Raw genomic sequence first — 15,473 nt, 5'->3', positions numbered from 1 at the left:
GTATAAATAGTTAGGAGTTGTAAACATGAATGCACAACTAAAAAAAGGATTACTGGAATTCTGTGTACTGGCGGTATTAAAGAAAGGCGATTCCTATGGTTATCAAATGATTAAAGATATGTCCCATTGTATTGAGATTTCAGAATCGACATTATATCCGATATTAAAGCGGTTAGAGCAAAACAATTATGTGGAGACCTATTCACAGGAACATAACAGTCGATTAAGAAAATACTACCGGATGACAACAAGTGGCCGTGAGCATATGGCACAGTTTTTAGCGGAATGGGATCAAGTGATGGCGATTTACGACTTTATTTCTGGAGGACAGAGCAATGAATAAAAAAGAATTTTTAGCCAGCTTGGAGAAGCATCTGCATCGTCTAGGCGAAAAAGAAAGTGATCGGTTCATCGAGTATTACGATGAAATGATCGAGGATTATCAGGAAGATGGCTACAGTGAACAGGAGGCAGTTCATCAAGTCGGTCAGCCTGCCATCATCGCTGAAGGGATTATGAAGGAACAAGGAATCAAAACCGTTCAGGTGCCGACGTTTGGAGAAAAAGCCACAAGACTCTCCATCCTCATTTTGGGCTTTCCGTTATGGGGCAGTATTCTAGCAACAGTCTTCCTGCTGATTCTTTCTGTGTATATGGTGATTTGGTGCATTCCACTCGTGACAGGTACAATGACGCTAGTTGGTCTGCTCGGCGGTTTTTGGAGCATCATTGGTTCTCCGTTTATCTTTCAAGACGGTTTGCATGTGGTGGTGACGCAGATCGGAGTTGGTATTCTTCTATTAGGTGTCGGATTATTAAGCGGCATAGCCACGGCGTATTTGACAAAGCTATTTGTGCAAGGGACTGTTCAATCCACTAAGGCATTCATGGGAATGTTTAAAAAGAAGGTCGTGAGAGTATGAACGTGAATGATTTAAAAAAGCAATGCATCAAATGGGGGATCATCTTCACCGTTGCCGGAGGAATTGTCATGGCAATTGGTTTTGGACTTTCAGGCTTTGACCTAGATGCATATCAAAATAATGACCAGTACAATGTGTTCCGCACGATCAATTGGAGCAAGCCATAAATGAAAGGCCCGCTTATGCGGGTCTTTTTTTCGCTCTGGCAACAAAGAAAAAATAACAGCAAAGTGCGCCAAGGTCACAGAGCATAATAATCAGCCCCATTGGAAAGGCAGTCTGGCTACCAGCTAAGCCGACAAGTGGTGTCATGCAAGCGCCTAGCAGCATTTGCGCCACACCGATGAGGGCAGCGGCACTTCCAGCATGTGCGCCGTGATGCTGCATCGCAAGAGATGGTGCAGAGGTGCCGACAATCCCAACGCTTGAGACCACAAAAAAGAGCGGAATGAGAATGCCATACAATCCTGCATCAATAGAGATCATCACACACAAGGTGACGCCCCCTAAAGCAGCTGTCAGCAGCCCGATGCGAAGGACTTTCTCCTCACCAATTTTCGCAGCAACGCGGGCAAATACTTGTCCGGCTGTGATGATGCCAAGACTATTCACCGCAAAGGCAGCGCTGAAGCCCTGCGGAGAAAGGTTGAAAATCTCCTGCAATACAAACGGTGATCCAGAGATATACGCAAACATGGCGGCGAAGACAAGTCCTTGTGAGAGAGCATATCCGACAAAGAGTCGATCGCTCGCTAGAATTTTCATCGCACCTAGGATCTGTTTGAAGCCCCCAGTCTGTCTACGTTCCACAGGTAAGCTTTCTTTCAATGAAAACATCGATCTTAGGAGCATGAGTGCCCCGAGGATTCCTAGCAGAACAAACACACCCTGCCACGTCGTGAACCGTAACATTTGTCCGCCCACGATCGGTGCCGCTGCTGGAGCCACTCCGTTGACTAACATGAGCAAAGCAAAGAATTTCGTCATTTCTGAGCCTTCATAATGATCTCGTACGATGGCTCGTGCAATGACAATGCCTGCTGAACCAGCAAGTCCTTGAATCAGCCTTAAAAGAATGAATGTCCAAATTGATGTGACCACTGTACATAAAAGAGAGGCCGCAATAAAAATGATCAATCCAACCATCAGCGGCTTTCTTCTGCCGACTGTATCACTGATTGGACCTGCAATCAGCTGTCCAAGCGCAAGTCCAATCAAACAAGCCATGAGACTTAACTGAGACAGCGCCGTGCTTGCTTCAAAGTCACGGGCGATATTAGGTAAAGCAGGTAAATACATATCCATTGCCAGCGGTGCCAGGGCTGTTAAAGAGCCAAGAAGCGCGGCAAGGAGGAATCGATTTTTTTTCGATTCTTGGGGATAAGATAAAGAATTCATATGATGCCACTCCTCGTATACGTCCTCAAATCAGCATAATGAATCAAGCTTTCCATTTCAATCAAAATTTTCAAAGGAGTTTTCGTGCAAAATCATTGATCTTTCGAAGGAGACTCTTTACATTGAATGAGTAGAGAAAAGAATCAGATCATCGGCATGCAGTGATTGCATGATACGTATATCCATTCATAGACAAACAGGAGGTGCTGGCATGGAGCAGCAAGAGTTGATCATTCGTCAAGCGGTGAGCGAAGATCATGAGGCGATCACACATGTGTTGATCAAATCATACGCACAGTATGAGCCTCAATTTACAGAGGAAGGCTGGCAAAATTATTCTGCAGCCCTGCGAGCGGCTGTAGATAACCCAAACATGGAGTTGATGCTTGTGGCCGAGCTTGAGGGCAAGGTCGTGGGAACCCTTCAAATGTTTCGATCATCAGAACAGGCATATGACAAGCCGGAGATGGGCATTACTTCAGCGATTGTCCGGTTTTTAGGGGTAGATCCTGATGTGAGAGGAAAAGGCATTGCAGAGTCATTGTTGCGTAAAAGTATAGAACTGACGCAATCGTGGGGCGAGAACGTCCTGTACCTTCATACGTCGGATAAAATGCAGGCCGCCATTCGTTTATATGAAAGAATGGGCTTTGAACGGGCACTTGATAAAGAATTTGTGAATCAAAATGGGACGCATGTGAAGAGCTATCAGTATGTGATTAAAAAAGAACAGCCGGCTGGCTCATAATATACACCGAATAAGAAGAGGAAGAGTATGTCCTGCATGGACGGGACTCTTCCTTTTTCTCATGACACCCATACGTTCAGTGCCATATATGAAAAGCACCAAGAGATTAACCCGAACATGACAAAGAATTTCAACACATGTTCATAAGGGGTTAGCTTTCGATCTCTTTTCGTTTTCACAAGCCGCCAGTAAAGGGCATAGCCACAAAAAACCAAGATGATTTGTCCGAGTTTTGCTACGGTTTCGATGATTGTGATTCCGTTCATTTGTTTTCACCTCACCATATGTCTTCCATAGGCAGCAGCAGTGAACCTTTATTTCTTCAAAAGAAAGCAGTGTATACTAGAATAAGAAGTAGATGCAGAAGGGGTTGTGACCGATTGTTTCCGCTATATGCAAATTCTTGGGATGACGTAATCGAGAGAAAAATCAAATACGATGATCAGGTTGTGGAACATACGTGTCAGCTGTTAGACGCACAGGAGCAGCAAGTCGTGTTGTTTCATAAAATTCAAGAACCATTTACAATGGTTGCTGGTGATGGTACTGTCACGATTCCAAAAGGGAGTTATACGACCGCCTATTATTGGAGGGACCGGCCTTATAATGTCTATTTTTGGCGGGATGATCAAGGCAATGAACTTGGCTCTTATTTGAATATCGTCAGACATACATGGTTTGAAGAACGGACAGTTGTTTTTGAAGATTTATTGATTGATCTACTCGTTCTTCCGAATGGTGATTTCTTTGTTTTGGATGAAGATGAACTGCCGGAGAGTTTAGCTTCCTTTGAGCAGGGCTCGGTTCATCGGGCACTCCGTGATGTCATCCATTCGTTAGCGCACATCCTCGATCAAGTGAGGCTGGATGCGAAAGGGAAATATCATCACACCCTGTTTCAGAAGATGTTGAAATAGAAAAAACGATTCCTTGCTGAAAGGAATCGTTTTTTTATCAAACCTTGATCCGGTTGATTCGTTTTTGTAAATCAGTTTTTGTTTTAGATGCTTTTAGTTGTTTGACCGCACTTTGAGCGGTTGCTTTTGTTTTCTTTGTTCGTTTGGCTTCGGCTTTTTTAACTTTTTGTTTGGCATCTGTCACTTTCTTTTGATAGGCGACTTGTTTTTTGACTTTGTCGAGCCGGTTTTGCAGGCTTGTTTTTTCTTTGCCTTTGGATAGCTTTTTAATAGCCGTTTGGGCACTTTTAATCGAGCCTTGGGTTTTATTTTTTTCAGCTGATTTGACCTTCGCTCGTGCGTCACGAATATCAATGGCTGTTTGGACTTTTTTGACTCGGTCAGTGAGTGCGGTTTTTTGCTTGCTGGCAGTGAGTCTGCCAATTTTCGTTTTGGCTTGATCAACATCTGTTTGTTTTTTAGATGTTTCGGCTGTCTTGACTGCGCTTGTCGCAGCCTTTAAAAAGGTTGACTGCGGCACATATTGCACGCGGCCATAGCCGAATTGTGGATCTTTTCCTTTTGCGCCAAGATCCACTGTATAGCTGCGCAATAAAGTGCGGAGCTGAACATTTGTTTTCTTAGGATGTAGCTGTTTTAACAGCGCCAGCATCCCTGTGACATGCGGTGCCGCTTGTGATGTACCCGTGGCATACCAATATTCATTTTTCAAATAGGTACTGATGACGTTCTCGCCGGGAGCGGAAAATTCAATTCCTTTCCCCGTATTAGAGATGGAGGCGAGTTTGTCTTTGTCAGTCGTTGCGGAAACAGCAATGACGCTATTGTATGCGGCAGGATAACTAATCCCATTCTTCTTTCCATCATTTCCACTTGCAGCAACGACCAGCAGTCCTTTTTTATATGCTTCATCAACTGCTGAACGTAAAATCGGAATGTTATCTTCAAAAGCTAGACTTAGGTTGATGATGTCCATCTTATTGCTAATCGCCCAATCAATGCCTCGGAGCAGACTGTATAAGTCGCCCTCTCCTTTTTTATCTAATACTTTTACAGCATACAGCTTCACACCAGAAGCGACGCCGACCGTACCGTAATCATTGTTGAGCGCCCCAATTGTACCGGCGACATGTGTTCCATGTCCTTCATCATCTTTATAAGAAGACGTGTAATTGACGAATGATTTACCGCCGGCTACCTTTAAATCTTCATGTGGGAAAATACCAGTATCGAGAACGGCTACTTTCACATTTTTCCCTGTCACACCTTCTTTGATTGCTTGCTTTACATTGAGCTTCTGCAAGTTATAAGATTTTTGTACCAAAGCATCCTGACCAGTAGCAGCAGCCGTTTTTTTCACGGTAGAAGAAGCGAGTTTGACCCTAACGTTTTTTGAAACATAAGCGATGTTTGGGTCTTTTTTAAGTGAGGTGACAGCTTGCTCATCTGCTGTCACTGCTACAGCTGGAAGATGTATGTATTGAGCGTTCACTTTTTCACTTTCTTGAATAGCCGTCTGTTTTCCTTTTTGATTTTTATAGACGATGATGACATCTGTTTCTTTTGGTGGTGCAACTGCCTGCGAATGGAAGGGCAAAGCAGTTGTCAAAGCAAGAAGAAACGCGATGACCACGACGATTTTCTTTTTCAAGGCAATGGCTCCTTGCATATGAGGTGACCTCCGTCTTTTTTTCTTTATTATATCGGAGAAATAAGATGGATGGTTAGAAGAATCATAGTCTAGAAAGAAAGTTTTTTTCACATGTATCCCGAAATTGAATTTCATAGAATTCTAGTAGACAATAGAGAGATCATAATATGAGAAAGAAGGACATGCCGATGAATGTAAAAGAGTATATGACGTATGATGCGACGGGACTGGCGTCACTTGTGCAGAAAAAGCAGGTCACGCCCGAAGAGCTTGTACAAGCTGCATTTGCTAGATTGGAAGAAGTGAATCCACTACTAAATGCGGTGATTCAGACAAGGCGAGATCAAGTGTTCAAAGACATGAAGTCACTAGATGCGGATCAGCCGTTTGCTGGTGTTCCGTTTGTGTTGAAAAATATATCGCAGGGGCTGGAGCATGAACCTTTGACGGCGGGTGCTTTGCTGTTAAAGGATGTAAAGGCGCAAACAGATTCCCACTTTGTCCGTCGATTGAAGCAGGCTGGGCTCCTCATGATCGGTCATACGAACACACCTGAATTCGGATTGCGAAATGTGACAGAACCCTCTTTATATGGTCCGACGAGAAACCCTTGGAATGCTGACTATTCTCCGGGCGGTTCAAGCGGCGGGACGGCAGCAGCTTTGGCAAGCGGCATCGTACCGGCGGGTGGAGCGAGTGATGGCGGAGGGTCTATTCGGATTCCGGCATCCTTTACTGGTTTATTTGGACTCAAGCCAACAAGGGGGAGAACACCGGTCGGCCCGGGTGCAGGAAGGCAGTGGCAAGGGGCTTCCATTGACTTTACGCTCACAAAAACAGTTCGAGACAGTGCAGCCCTGCTTGATTTGCTTCAAGTCATTCAGCCAGAGGCTGCGTTCCAAACGCCATTATATGACGGCAGCTATCAGGAGGATTTGGTGAAACGAACCTCTTCTATGCGAATTGCTTACAGTGTAGACTCTCCAGTAGGCACGAAGGTCAGTGAGGAAGCAAGGCAGGCAGTCTTGAACACAGTGAAATGGCTGAGTGAACAAGGGCATCAAATAGAGGAAGCGAAGCCGAACATTGATGGTGTCCATCTGATGAAGCAATATTATGTCATGAACAGCGGTGAAATGTCTGCCTTATTTACCTCTCTGGCTCGTTCATTCGGGCGTCCGGTGAAGCCTGAGGAGACAGATATTGTGGCATGGGTACTGGCGGAAGCAGGAAAAAATGTGACAGCTGCTGCTTATACAGAAAGTCTTGATGCATGGGATATGGCCGCTGCAAAAATGGCCGCATTTCATCAAACCTACGATCTATATGTGACCCCAGCTACTGCCTATTCGGCTCCAAAGGTTGGCGAGCTGATGCATAACGATCAAGAAATCTCTGCATTGTTACGTGTGTCATCCCTTTCAATGCAAGCACAGCAAGATCTGATTTATGAAATGTTCCTCAAGAGTTTGACCTACACACCATTTACACAGCTGGCTAACCTAACCGGCCAGCCATCTATGAGTGTGCCAGTTCATCTCACAGAAGCAGGCATGCCTTTAGGCGTACAGGTGACAGCACCGAAAGGAAAAGAGGACTGGCTGCTCAGACTGGCGTCAGAAATAGAATCATCCTCATTATGGAAAGGAACGCATCCATTACTGAATCAATAATACAATGGCATCGACGTTGGTCTATGGAGGAAAGGAGTGTCACACGTGAGTACGAAGGACAAAATCATTCAAACGGCCGCACTTCTTTTACGTAAACAGGGGTATCATGCGACAGGGTTGAATCAAATCATTAGAGAGAGCGGCACGCCGAAAGGATCTCTATATTATTACTTTCCAAATGGAAAAGAAGAGCTGGCCATAGCAGCCGTTGAATATATGAGTCAAAGGGTCATCGATCAAATTGAAGCAAGCTTTGCCTATTCTGATGACCCATATGTCGCCGTCGATCATTTTATGACAAATATAATTCGAGGTTTTATGGAGCAAGAAAGTGAAAGAGGGATACCGATTGTCTTACTGGCGGCAGAGTCAAAACCTGAACATACAAAACTTCATGCTGCATGCAAACAAGAAATGATCCGCTGGCAAGAGCTTGTCAAAGAAAAGCTGATGAATAGCGGATATGATGAAATAAAAGCGGATGAGCGGGCATCTCTCCTTCATTCAATGGTCATCGGCGGATTATCAATGACTACTGCATTAAAGCAAACGACACCTTTAGAGCACGTAAAATGTTACCTTAGACACTTATTTATGCGAGAAGAGTAAAATCTCTCGCATATTGCCTATCTATTATATCAATTGGTCTATATAATAAAGATAGTCAATTAGTCATGAGGAGTGATGGGATGTCGGAGCAACCACAATCGATCAAGCAATCCGAAGATACCTCTTTTTATACCGTGTCCGGTTCGGGGGAGCTGTATGGTTTGGAAAATCAGCTTGTACATGTGCTGGCAGAAGCAAATCAAACAAATCAACTGTTTGAGCTTGTCTTAATCACAGGTGGGAAAGGTGCTTACTTTCCGCTGCATTGTCATGAGACGCTATTTGAAACCATCTTTGTGCTGGAAGGGAAGCTGGAAGTGATACTGGACGGTAAAAAGTATATGGTGACGGCCTGCGATTATATTCATATTCCGCCCAAAACAATTCATGGCTATAGAATGCATAGTCACAAAACAAGGTTTATTTCTTATACACTGGGCGGGCAAATGACAGATGTCTATCAGCAAATCGGAAAGAGGCTGTTGCAGAATGAATGGCCGATGACTGATCACCCATTTGATGCAGACAGCTTTCATCAGGCTGAAAAAGAAAGCGATATCATGTTGATGCATGGCATTAGGGAGCTATCCAATACAACCAAGCCAGCTGTTTTGTTTCATAGTCAGCTCCCGCGCGCAGTGCAGCCATATGTGCTGGAGGCTGGTGAAGGAAAGCAATACATGGTCGAAGGTCAGCTTCATGAGCTGATTGCGACAACGGAAACAACAGGAGACGGATTTAGTTATTTTGTGATTGAAGGGACAAAGGGAAAAGGGTTACGTTCGCATTATCATGAAATGCATACAGAAGCACTTTATTGTGTTGAAGGCAGAATCAATCTTCAGTTAAACGGAGAAAATATTTGCTTGATGCCAGGGGATTTTGCCTATATTCCTCCGAATACCGTTCACTCGTATGAATTCGTGTCTCATTCAAATAAAATGTTGGTTTTGCTGCTGCCTGGCTATATTGAGCAAGTGTTTGAACAATTTGAAGAAGCACAAAGTCCAGGTATGTGCCCTTATTTTATACAGGAAGGGGACATGATGGAGGATGGGGAGACCTCTGCTCAGTATGATTTGGTGTTTGTCGAAGAAAAATAGCTGTGTAACGCGTTACACAGATTTGAATAAACAGCCTGTCGAATCAATCGGCGGGTTATTTTGTTTTCCCTTGTGGAACAGCATCCCTATTCATATGTATGAACCATCCATTCAAGGTGAAGCTATAGAAATGATGACTTGAACTAAAGGAGGAAATGCAAATGAGAGCTGTCACCTATCAAGGGAAAAGCCGCATTGCGGTAAAGGAAGTAGCTGCACCATCCATACAAGATCGTGAAGATGTCATCGTTCGGATAACATCTACAGCTATTTGTGGGTCAGATTTACATTTATATCAAGGGAATTTCCCGCTTCCTATCGGCTATGTGATTGGGCATGAACCGATGGGGGTGGTAGAGGAAGTCGGGCCGGATGTCACTGCGGTGAAAAAGGGAGATCGTGTCGTTATTCCATTTACCGTGGCGTGTGGTCAATGCCAGTATTGCCATCACCATTTAGAAAGTCAATGCGATCACTCAAATCCTCATTATGATTCAGGCGGACTTTTTGGATACAGTGAGAAATATGGGAATTACCCCGGAGGACAGGCTGAATATTTACGTGTGCCCTTTGGAAACTATACACCATTTAAGGTGCCGGATGATTGTGAGCTAGAGGATGAACAATTGCTGTTTTTATCAGATGTTCTGCCAACTGCTTATTGGAGTGTAGAACACGCAGGTGTAAAAAAGGGGGATACAGTCATTGTGCTGGGGTGTGGACCTGTTGGGTTAATGGCACAGCAATTTGCTTGGCAAAAGGGCGCAGAGCGGGTCATTGCTGTTGATTACATTGACTACCGTCTACATCATGCAAAACGAATGAGCGGCGTAGAAGTATTTGATTTTACAGAAGACCCTGACATGGGAGAAACCCTAAAAGAGCTCACTAAAGGCGGGGCGGATGTTGTCATTGATTGTGTGGGGATGGATGGAAAAAAGTCACCGCTTGAAAAGATTGAACAGAAGCTCAAGCTGCAAGGCGGAACGATAGGGCCCATTCAAATTGCCACAAAAGCTGTGAGGAAATGCGGGACTGTTCAGCTGACGGGTGTGTATGGAGGTCTTTACAATATGTTCCCATTAGGTGCTTTTTTCGCAAGAAACGTCACGCTGAAAATGGGACAGGCACCGGCGAGAGGGTACATGTCAAAGCTTTATCAAAAAGTGACAACCGGGGAAATTGATCCTAGAGCGATCATCACACATCAATTACCGCTAGATGATGCAGCTCATGCGTATCACATATTCAATGAAAAACAAGATGATTGTATAAAAGTCATCTTAAAGCCATAAAAAGAAGGCTTAGGATATTTCCTAAGCCTTTAATGTGCGCTCGTCCATCATTTTTTCGATTAATTCAAAAAATGTTTTTTTATCTTCTTCTGATAGGTGATTGAACAGTTGATTGACAAGCAGCTGACGATTGTCGATCATTTGTCTGGCGATTTGTTCACCTGATTCAGAGAGTGTAATCCATACCGTACGGCGGTCATTGTTATTTCTAGAGCGGATAATCAGCCCTTCATCTTCTAAGTGATTGAGAGCGGTTGTTGTTGCGGAGGGAGATAATGAAACTTCCTGCAGAATATTTTTTACAGTACATGATTGATGGCGGTAGATGATGCGTAAAATAAACCCTTTTACATTCGTGACGTTTTTCGGGATATTCTCTTCATCTATTCGTTTCGTCGCCTTTAAATACTTTGTCAGTGCATGGTCTAACAAACTTGCCTCTAGCTCGAAATGTTGCATTCTCCATACCTCTTTTCCTATTGCATTCGCATTTTCCGATCAATTACTAGGTCTATCTTATCATAATAAGCATCATCATTTAAACCAAAATGGAAGACGGCTATAAAATTACCTATATTATCAATTAATAAAAGGAACAATTCCAAAATGAAATGATTTTACTTTCACCTTTTTTTATTTTAGAATGTGAATGAGATAAAATCTGCCAATCCAATTCACTGGAAATTGGCTATTGGACATCAAACGTTTGGAGATGAAGATATTGAATACTTTACAGGCATTACTAAACGACAGAATGGAACGCTCTTCACAAATTGAAGCGGTAACTGGCGGAGGTGTGTCTTATACATTTGAAGAATATGCAAAACGCATTGATCAGCTAGCGCATTACTTACATCGTAAAGGAATTCGAAAAGGTGACCGGGTGTGCTTTATTTGTCAAAACCATCATCACTTTTCTACGATTATGCTGGCAGCCATTAAAGCAGGTGCAGTCGCCGTACCGCTTAGCTGGCAGCTTACCTCTTTTGAGCTAGAAGGTATCTTGAAAAAAGCAGAGCCAAAGGCTTTATTTTTTGACCGTGAATTCCGTGACATTATTGCGGCAGTGAATGTGTCTTTAGAAGATTGTCTCATGGTGGAATCTGGTGTCAATGCGAAAACAACACAGCTGTTTGAAGACATATTGGCGTCTAATGATGGAAGTGATCTTGCTGAACAGGTATCAGAAGAAGATTTGGCCATGATTTTATTCACTTCAGGTACAACAGGTAATCCAAAAGGCTGTATGGTCGGACATGGACGAATCTATCAATTTTTAACAAGACGTGGGAATCGAGGATTTGATCTGAAAGGAAAACGGTACTTGGCAAGTCATCCGCTGTATCATATGAGTTCTATTAATCACTTGATTGCAGCTGCAATTGAAGGGTATACGTTAGTCTTCTTACATGATGCAACACCGAAACGCATTTTAGAAACGATTGAGAAAGAAAGAATTACGTTTATGATGGCTTTCCCATCAGCTTATACGTACATGCTAGAAGAAATGAAGCGCGGTTCGTACGATCTCTCATCTTTTGAAATTGCGATTTCTGGTGGTACGAAGGTACCGGTACGCTTAATTAAAGATTACAAAGAAGTAGGCATTCAGATGATGCATGGCTACGGAAGTACAGAAGCGTGGGTTGTGAGTGCGTGGCATCCAGCGATGGGTGAGGATAAGATGGGCTCTGCTGGTAAAGTGGATCCGGATGTAGAAGTCAAAATCGTGCATCCTGAGACAGAGGAGGCGCTCCCAGCTGGAGAAATTGGTGAGGTCGTCATGAGAAGCCCATTTTATTTCTTAGGCTACTATCATCAACCTGAAGCGACAGAGAAAGTGCTCAAAGATGACTGGTTCCATATGGGGGATGCAGGCTATCTGGATGAAGACGGTTTTCTTTACATCACAGGGAGATACAAAGATGTGATTCTATACGGTGGGGATAATATTTATCCTGACCAAGTGGAAGAGGTCATTGATCAAATTCCAGGTGTAATTGAATCTGCTGTCATTGGGGTACCAGATGACTTATATGGCGAAGTACCAAGTGCGTATATCGTAAAAGACGAATCTGTCGATTTCTGCGAAGAAGATGTGTTGAATTACTGCAAGGAACGTTTAGCAGATTACAAAGTGCCATCCATTCATTTCACGCAGGATCTGCCAAAAAATAAACTTGGTAAAATCATGAAGAAAGATTTACGTGAATTGGTTGTGAATGCGTAGGACCTATTCTGCTATAATGAAATTTGAATGATTTTTTTGTTTTTCTAACGTTTTGGAGGGAAAGGGTTTGCGACATATACTTCGTAAGAAACACATTCACGATTTGTTAGAACAGAGCAGACAGCAAAAGGTAAAGAAAACACTGGGCGGGCTCGATCTCACGCTCCTTGGCATAGGGGCTGTGATTGGGACGGGGGTCATGGTGTTAACCGGAATTACAGCAGCTAAGGATGCAGGACCGGCTGTTATTTTCTCCTTTGCGATCGCAGCGATTGTGTGCAGTTTAGCAGCACTTTGTTATGCAGAAATGGCTTCTGCGCTGCCTGTGTTCGGCAGTGCGTACATTTATTCATATACCACAATGGGTGAGCTCGTAGGTCATCTCATGGGATGGACGTTATTATCTGTTTATATGCTGACTGCTTCAGCTGTAGCGAGTGGCTGGTCGAGTTATTTTAACAGCTTGCTGGAGGGGTTTGGAATCTCAATTCCACATCAATTTTTAGCTGGTCCAGAACAAGGCGGATATATGAATTTGCCAGCAATTATCATTGCTTTACTCATTGCGTGGATCCTATCTAGAGGAACGAAAGAAAGTAAAAAATTCAATAATATCATGGTGTTTGTGAAACTTGGCATTATTGTTCTTTTCATTGTAGTAGGTGGTTTTTATGTAGAGCCAGCCAATTGGCAGCCGTTCATGCCGTTTGGTACGGAAGGGATTATTGCTGGTGCCGCTGCTGTGTTTTTTGCCTTTTTAGGATTCGATGCCATTTCAGCTTCTGCAGAAGAGGTGAAAAATCCACAGCGGAACCTGCCAATTGGTATTATTGGTTCATTGCTCATTTGTACGATCATTTATATTGTCGTTTGTTTGGTCATGACAGGCATGGTGCACTATACGAAGTTGAATGTGACAGAGGCAATGTCTTATGTATTGCAAAGTGTCCATCAACATAGCGTGGCTGGTATTATTTCTGTCGGTGCTGTGATTGGATTGATGGCTGTGATTTTCGCCAATAATTATGCGGCAACTCGAATTGCTTTTGCGATGGGCGGGACGGGCTCTTGCCTAAAGTGTTTTCAAAAACAAACAAAAGTGATACACCTGTTGCCAGTATATGGGTGATTGGCGGGATGACAGCTGTTATTTCAGGGTTTATTGATTTGAAGGATCTGTCCAACCTAGCCAATATCGGTGCATTATTAACGTTTGCGATGGTGAGCTTATCCGTACTCATTTTGAGAAAGACACATAAACAGCTGGAAAGGGGATTCCGGGTTCCGTTTGTACCGGTTTTGCCAATTATCTCGATGGGCTGTTGTGTGTTCCTGATGCTCAATTTACCAGGCCGGACATGGCTGTACTTCGGGGTTTGGCTGATGATCGGTGTCGTCATGTACGCAGCATATTCTAACAAACATAGTGAATTAGCGAAATCTGCTTGAGAAAAAGGTGCAAATCCGTTGACGATTTGTGCCTTTTTTCATACGATTTGGGATAAGCTATATAAGAGATAATGAACGGAACAAGAGGAGGATGAGGGAAATGATCAGCGTTAGTCCTTATATTGTCGTAGAAGACGTCAAAGAATCTCTTCAATATTATCAAGGAATTTTTGGCGGAGATATTCGTATCTTAAATGAACATCAAGACCGTGTATTGCATGCTGAGCTACACCTTGGAGAATCACTGCTCCACTTTTCAGATACATTTGGTCGCACACCAAAACCGGAGAATCTTCGATTGATCATGCAGTTTGACAATGAGGAAGAGTTAAAGGCTGTATACGAGGCGCTTGAAGCTGACGGAGATGTCCTTGTAGAATTACAGGATACGTTTTTTGGCGCACTTCATGGACAAGTACAAGATCGGAAGAATGGTCTGATATGGGTGCTGAATTATATGAAATAAATAAAGACCTTCACCCTTGTGAAGGTTTTTTTGTGAGTGTTTTTATTTTCTGAAAAATGGAAAATATGCTATGTTGGAAGAATGATAAGACATGGGGAAAGGGTGGAAAAGGAATGGATCAAGTTGAGTTTCAATATATTCAAACAAACGGCATAAAGCTCCATACAGCAATGGCTGGTCCTGAAGATGGCCCACTGCTGGTCCTGCTGCATGGATTTCCTGAGTTTTGGTATGGTTGGAAAAATCAAATCCTCCCCCTAGCTGAGGCGGGGTATCGTGTCGTTGTTCCTGATCAAAGGGGATACCATCTGAGTGACAAACCAGAAGGAGTCGAATCATACGTCTTAGACAAATTAAGAGATGATATCGTGGGATTAATTAAGGCGCTGAGCCCAAATCAAAAGGCCATTGTCGGCGGACATGATTGGGGTGGAGCTGTTGCTTGGCATCTTGCTTCAACCCGTTCTCAATATGTAGAAAAATTAATCATCGTCAACATGCCGCATCCTCGTGTGATGATGAAGGTCCTTCCGTTTTATCCGCCGCAGTGGAAGAAGAGCTCTTATATCGCGTTCTTTCAGCTTCCAAATGTACCAGAGGCAGCCCTTCAAGAAAATCACTTTCAAAGACTGGATGAAGCCATTGGATTGTCTGCTAGACCTCATCTGTTCACGAAGGAAGATGTCTCAAGCTATAAGCTGGCATGGACGCAGCCGGGAGCCATTACGTCCATGTTGAATTGGTATCGAGCGATTAAAAAAGGCGGCTTTGAAAAACCGATTTCCAAACGAATTCTCGTGCCTGTCCGAATGATTTGGGGAATGGAGGACAAGTTTCTAAGCAGAAAGCTCGCAAAAGAAACGATCAAAATTTGCCCAAATGGACAGCTGATTTTTGTCGATGATGCCACCCATTGGATCAATCATGAAAAGCCAGATGTCGTGAATAAGCTCATACTCGAATTTTTAACATAAAGAAATAAGCTCTGATCATATGACCAGAGCTTATTTG

The 15,473-nt window shown here is 43.4% G+C and carries 17 protein-coding genes and 1 pseudogene; 14 read left to right on the top strand and 4 right to left on the bottom strand.

Going from position 1 to position 15,473, the window contains the following annotated elements; translation table 11 throughout:
• The first annotated feature begins 25 nt into the window (after window positions 1-25).
• Genes ACSBQP_RS15210 through ACSBQP_RS15200 form a run of 3 tightly spaced genes read left to right on the top strand, consistent with a single transcriptional unit; the run spans window position 26 to window position 1,090 of the window.
• Window positions 26-343 (top strand): PadR family transcriptional regulator, encoded by a 318-nt coding sequence (locus tag ACSBQP_RS15210; protein WP_017366535.1) that lies wholly within the window; start codon window positions 26-28, stop codon window positions 341-343.
• A complete protein-coding gene (locus ACSBQP_RS15205; protein ID WP_035390581.1) occupies window positions 336-923 on the top strand; it encodes a DUF1700 domain-containing protein in 588 nt (195 codons plus the stop codon). The genes ACSBQP_RS15210 and ACSBQP_RS15205 overlap by 8 nt, the downstream gene beginning before the upstream one ends.
• Entirely contained in the window at window positions 920-1,090 is a 171-nt protein-coding gene (locus ACSBQP_RS15200; protein WP_017360401.1) for a hypothetical protein, read from the top strand. Before ACSBQP_RS15205 ends, ACSBQP_RS15200 begins: the two co-directional genes overlap by 4 nt.
• 13 nt (window positions 1,091-1,103) lie before the next feature.
• Here ACSBQP_RS15200 and ACSBQP_RS15195 read toward each other — a convergent pair whose 3' ends face one another.
• The gene (locus ACSBQP_RS15195; RefSeq protein ID WP_024719029.1) at window positions 1,104-2,321 is read right to left on the bottom strand and encodes a multidrug effflux MFS transporter; all 1,218 of its coding nucleotides are present in this window, start codon (window positions 2,319-2,321) and stop codon (window positions 1,104-1,106) included.
• Window positions 2,322-2,532: 211 nt separating this feature from the next.
• Between ACSBQP_RS15195 and ACSBQP_RS15190 the strand changes: the two genes are divergently transcribed.
• The gene (locus ACSBQP_RS15190) at window positions 2,533-3,069 is read left to right on the top strand and encodes a GNAT family N-acetyltransferase (RefSeq protein ID WP_008342165.1); all 537 of its coding nucleotides are present in this window, start codon (window positions 2,533-2,535) and stop codon (window positions 3,067-3,069) included.
• 59 nt (window positions 3,070-3,128) lie between these two features.
• Here ACSBQP_RS15190 and ACSBQP_RS15185 read toward each other — a convergent pair whose 3' ends face one another.
• Window positions 3,129-3,335: a hypothetical protein gene (locus ACSBQP_RS15185; protein WP_435028565.1), complete on the bottom strand. Its 207-nt coding sequence runs from the start codon at window positions 3,333-3,335 to the stop codon at window positions 3,129-3,131.
• Window positions 3,336-3,449: 114 nt separating this feature from the next.
• On the opposite strand from ACSBQP_RS15185, the gene ACSBQP_RS15180 reads away from it, so the two are divergent.
• Window positions 3,450-3,986: a DUF402 domain-containing protein gene (locus tag ACSBQP_RS15180; RefSeq protein ID WP_435028564.1), complete on the top strand. Its 537-nt coding sequence runs from the start codon at window positions 3,450-3,452 to the stop codon at window positions 3,984-3,986.
• A gap of 37 nt (window positions 3,987-4,023) precedes the next feature.
• Here ACSBQP_RS15180 and ACSBQP_RS15175 read toward each other — a convergent pair whose 3' ends face one another.
• Window positions 4,024-5,637, bottom strand: coding sequence for a S8 family peptidase (locus tag ACSBQP_RS15175; protein ID WP_317328528.1), 1,614 nt, complete (start codon window positions 5,635-5,637; stop codon window positions 4,024-4,026).
• A gap of 188 nt (window positions 5,638-5,825) precedes the next feature.
• Here ACSBQP_RS15175 and ACSBQP_RS15170 point away from each other — a divergent pair, with 188 nt between their 5' ends.
• The 4 genes from ACSBQP_RS15170 (at window position 5,826) to ACSBQP_RS15155 (ending at window position 10,317) form a co-directional block, all read left to right on the top strand.
• Window positions 5,826-7,310: an amidase gene (locus tag ACSBQP_RS15170; RefSeq protein ID WP_435028563.1), complete on the top strand. Its 1,485-nt coding sequence runs from the start codon at window positions 5,826-5,828 to the stop codon at window positions 7,308-7,310.
• Window positions 7,311-7,355: 45 nt separating this feature from the next.
• Complete coding sequence (locus ACSBQP_RS15165) at window positions 7,356-7,919, top strand: TetR/AcrR family transcriptional regulator (protein ID WP_008342160.1); 564 nt, start codon at window positions 7,356-7,358, stop codon at window positions 7,917-7,919.
• Between the two features lie 80 nt (window positions 7,920-7,999).
• Complete coding sequence (locus ACSBQP_RS15160; RefSeq protein ID WP_025206682.1) at window positions 8,000-9,022, top strand: quercetin 2,3-dioxygenase; 1,023 nt, start codon at window positions 8,000-8,002, stop codon at window positions 9,020-9,022.
• A 161-nt stretch (window positions 9,023-9,183) separates the two neighbouring features.
• Window positions 9,184-10,317 (top strand): zinc-dependent alcohol dehydrogenase, encoded by a 1,134-nt coding sequence (locus tag ACSBQP_RS15155; RefSeq protein WP_035390568.1) that lies wholly within the window; start codon window positions 9,184-9,186, stop codon window positions 10,315-10,317.
• A 21-nt stretch (window positions 10,318-10,338) separates the two neighbouring features.
• Here ACSBQP_RS15155 and ACSBQP_RS15150 read toward each other — a convergent pair whose 3' ends face one another.
• Entirely contained in the window at window positions 10,339-10,776 is a 438-nt protein-coding gene (locus ACSBQP_RS15150) for a MarR family winged helix-turn-helix transcriptional regulator (RefSeq protein ID WP_007498406.1), read from the bottom strand.
• 262 nt (window positions 10,777-11,038) lie between these two features.
• Between ACSBQP_RS15150 and ACSBQP_RS15145 the strand changes: the two genes are divergently transcribed.
• The 5 genes and pseudogenes from ACSBQP_RS15145 (at window position 11,039) to ACSBQP_RS15125 (ending at window position 15,436) form a co-directional block, all read left to right on the top strand.
• A complete protein-coding gene (locus ACSBQP_RS15145; RefSeq protein WP_046342537.1) occupies window positions 11,039-12,547 on the top strand; it encodes a class I adenylate-forming enzyme family protein in 1,509 nt (502 codons plus the stop codon).
• Between the two features lie 199 nt (window positions 12,548-12,746).
• Window positions 12,747-13,837, top strand: a pseudogene (locus tag ACSBQP_RS15140) (amino acid permease); the annotation flags it as partial.
• Window positions 13,838-13,861: 24 nt separating this feature from the next.
• A complete protein-coding gene (locus tag ACSBQP_RS15135) occupies window positions 13,862-13,996 on the top strand; it encodes an amino acid permease C-terminal domain-containing protein (protein ID WP_435028597.1) in 135 nt (44 codons plus the stop codon).
• Between the two features lie 100 nt (window positions 13,997-14,096).
• The gene (locus tag ACSBQP_RS15130; RefSeq protein ID WP_008342155.1) at window positions 14,097-14,462 is read left to right on the top strand and encodes a VOC family protein; all 366 of its coding nucleotides are present in this window, start codon (window positions 14,097-14,099) and stop codon (window positions 14,460-14,462) included.
• 113 nt (window positions 14,463-14,575) lie between these two features.
• Entirely contained in the window at window positions 14,576-15,436 is an 861-nt protein-coding gene (locus ACSBQP_RS15125) for an alpha/beta fold hydrolase (protein ID WP_041508187.1), read from the top strand.
• Window positions 15,437-15,473 lie beyond the last annotated feature (37 nt).

Origin of the sequence: Bacillus sp. G402 (genome assembly GCF_051172515.1) — a bacterium.
In the GTDB taxonomy this organism is placed as follows: domain Bacteria; phylum Bacillota; class Bacilli; order Bacillales; family Bacillaceae; genus Bacillus; species Bacillus altitudinis.
Note: the sequence above shows the minus strand (reverse complement) of the source record. Positions and strands in the feature narration are given on the sequence as shown.

Bases quoted from the DNA above. Each gene is read 5' to 3' on its own strand.
- ACSBQP_RS15195 (WP_024719029.1), bottom strand. From the start codon at position 2,321: ATGAATTCTTTATCTTATCCCCAAGAATCGAAAAAAAATCGATTCCTC.
- ACSBQP_RS15190 (WP_008342165.1), top strand. From the start codon at position 2,533: ATGGAGCAGCAAGAGTTGATCATTCGTCAAGCGGTGAGCGAAGATCAT.
- ACSBQP_RS15185 (WP_435028565.1), bottom strand. From the start codon at position 3,335: ATGAACGGAATCACAATCATCGAAACCGTAGCAAAACTCGGACAAATC.
- ACSBQP_RS15155 (WP_035390568.1), top strand. From the start codon at position 9,184: ATGAGAGCTGTCACCTATCAAGGGAAAAGCCGCATTGCGGTAAAGGAA.
- ACSBQP_RS15150 (WP_007498406.1), bottom strand. From the start codon at position 10,776: ATGCAACATTTCGAGCTAGAGGCAAGTTTGTTAGACCATGCACTGACA.
- ACSBQP_RS15210 (WP_017366535.1), top strand. From the start codon at position 26: ATGAATGCACAACTAAAAAAAGGATTACTGGAATTCTGTGTACTGGCG.
- ACSBQP_RS15130 (WP_008342155.1), top strand. From the start codon at position 14,097: ATGATCAGCGTTAGTCCTTATATTGTCGTAGAAGACGTCAAAGAATCT.
- ACSBQP_RS15205 (WP_035390581.1), top strand. From the start codon at position 336: ATGAATAAAAAAGAATTTTTAGCCAGCTTGGAGAAGCATCTGCATCGT.
- ACSBQP_RS15160 (WP_025206682.1), top strand. From the start codon at position 8,000: ATGTCGGAGCAACCACAATCGATCAAGCAATCCGAAGATACCTCTTTT.
- ACSBQP_RS15125 (WP_041508187.1), top strand. From the start codon at position 14,576: ATGGATCAAGTTGAGTTTCAATATATTCAAACAAACGGCATAAAGCTC.
- ACSBQP_RS15135 (WP_435028597.1), top strand. From the start codon at position 13,862: ATGGGCTGTTGTGTGTTCCTGATGCTCAATTTACCAGGCCGGACATGG.
- ACSBQP_RS15200 (WP_017360401.1), top strand. From the start codon at position 920: ATGAACGTGAATGATTTAAAAAAGCAATGCATCAAATGGGGGATCATC.
- ACSBQP_RS15170 (WP_435028563.1), top strand. From the start codon at position 5,826: ATGAATGTAAAAGAGTATATGACGTATGATGCGACGGGACTGGCGTCA.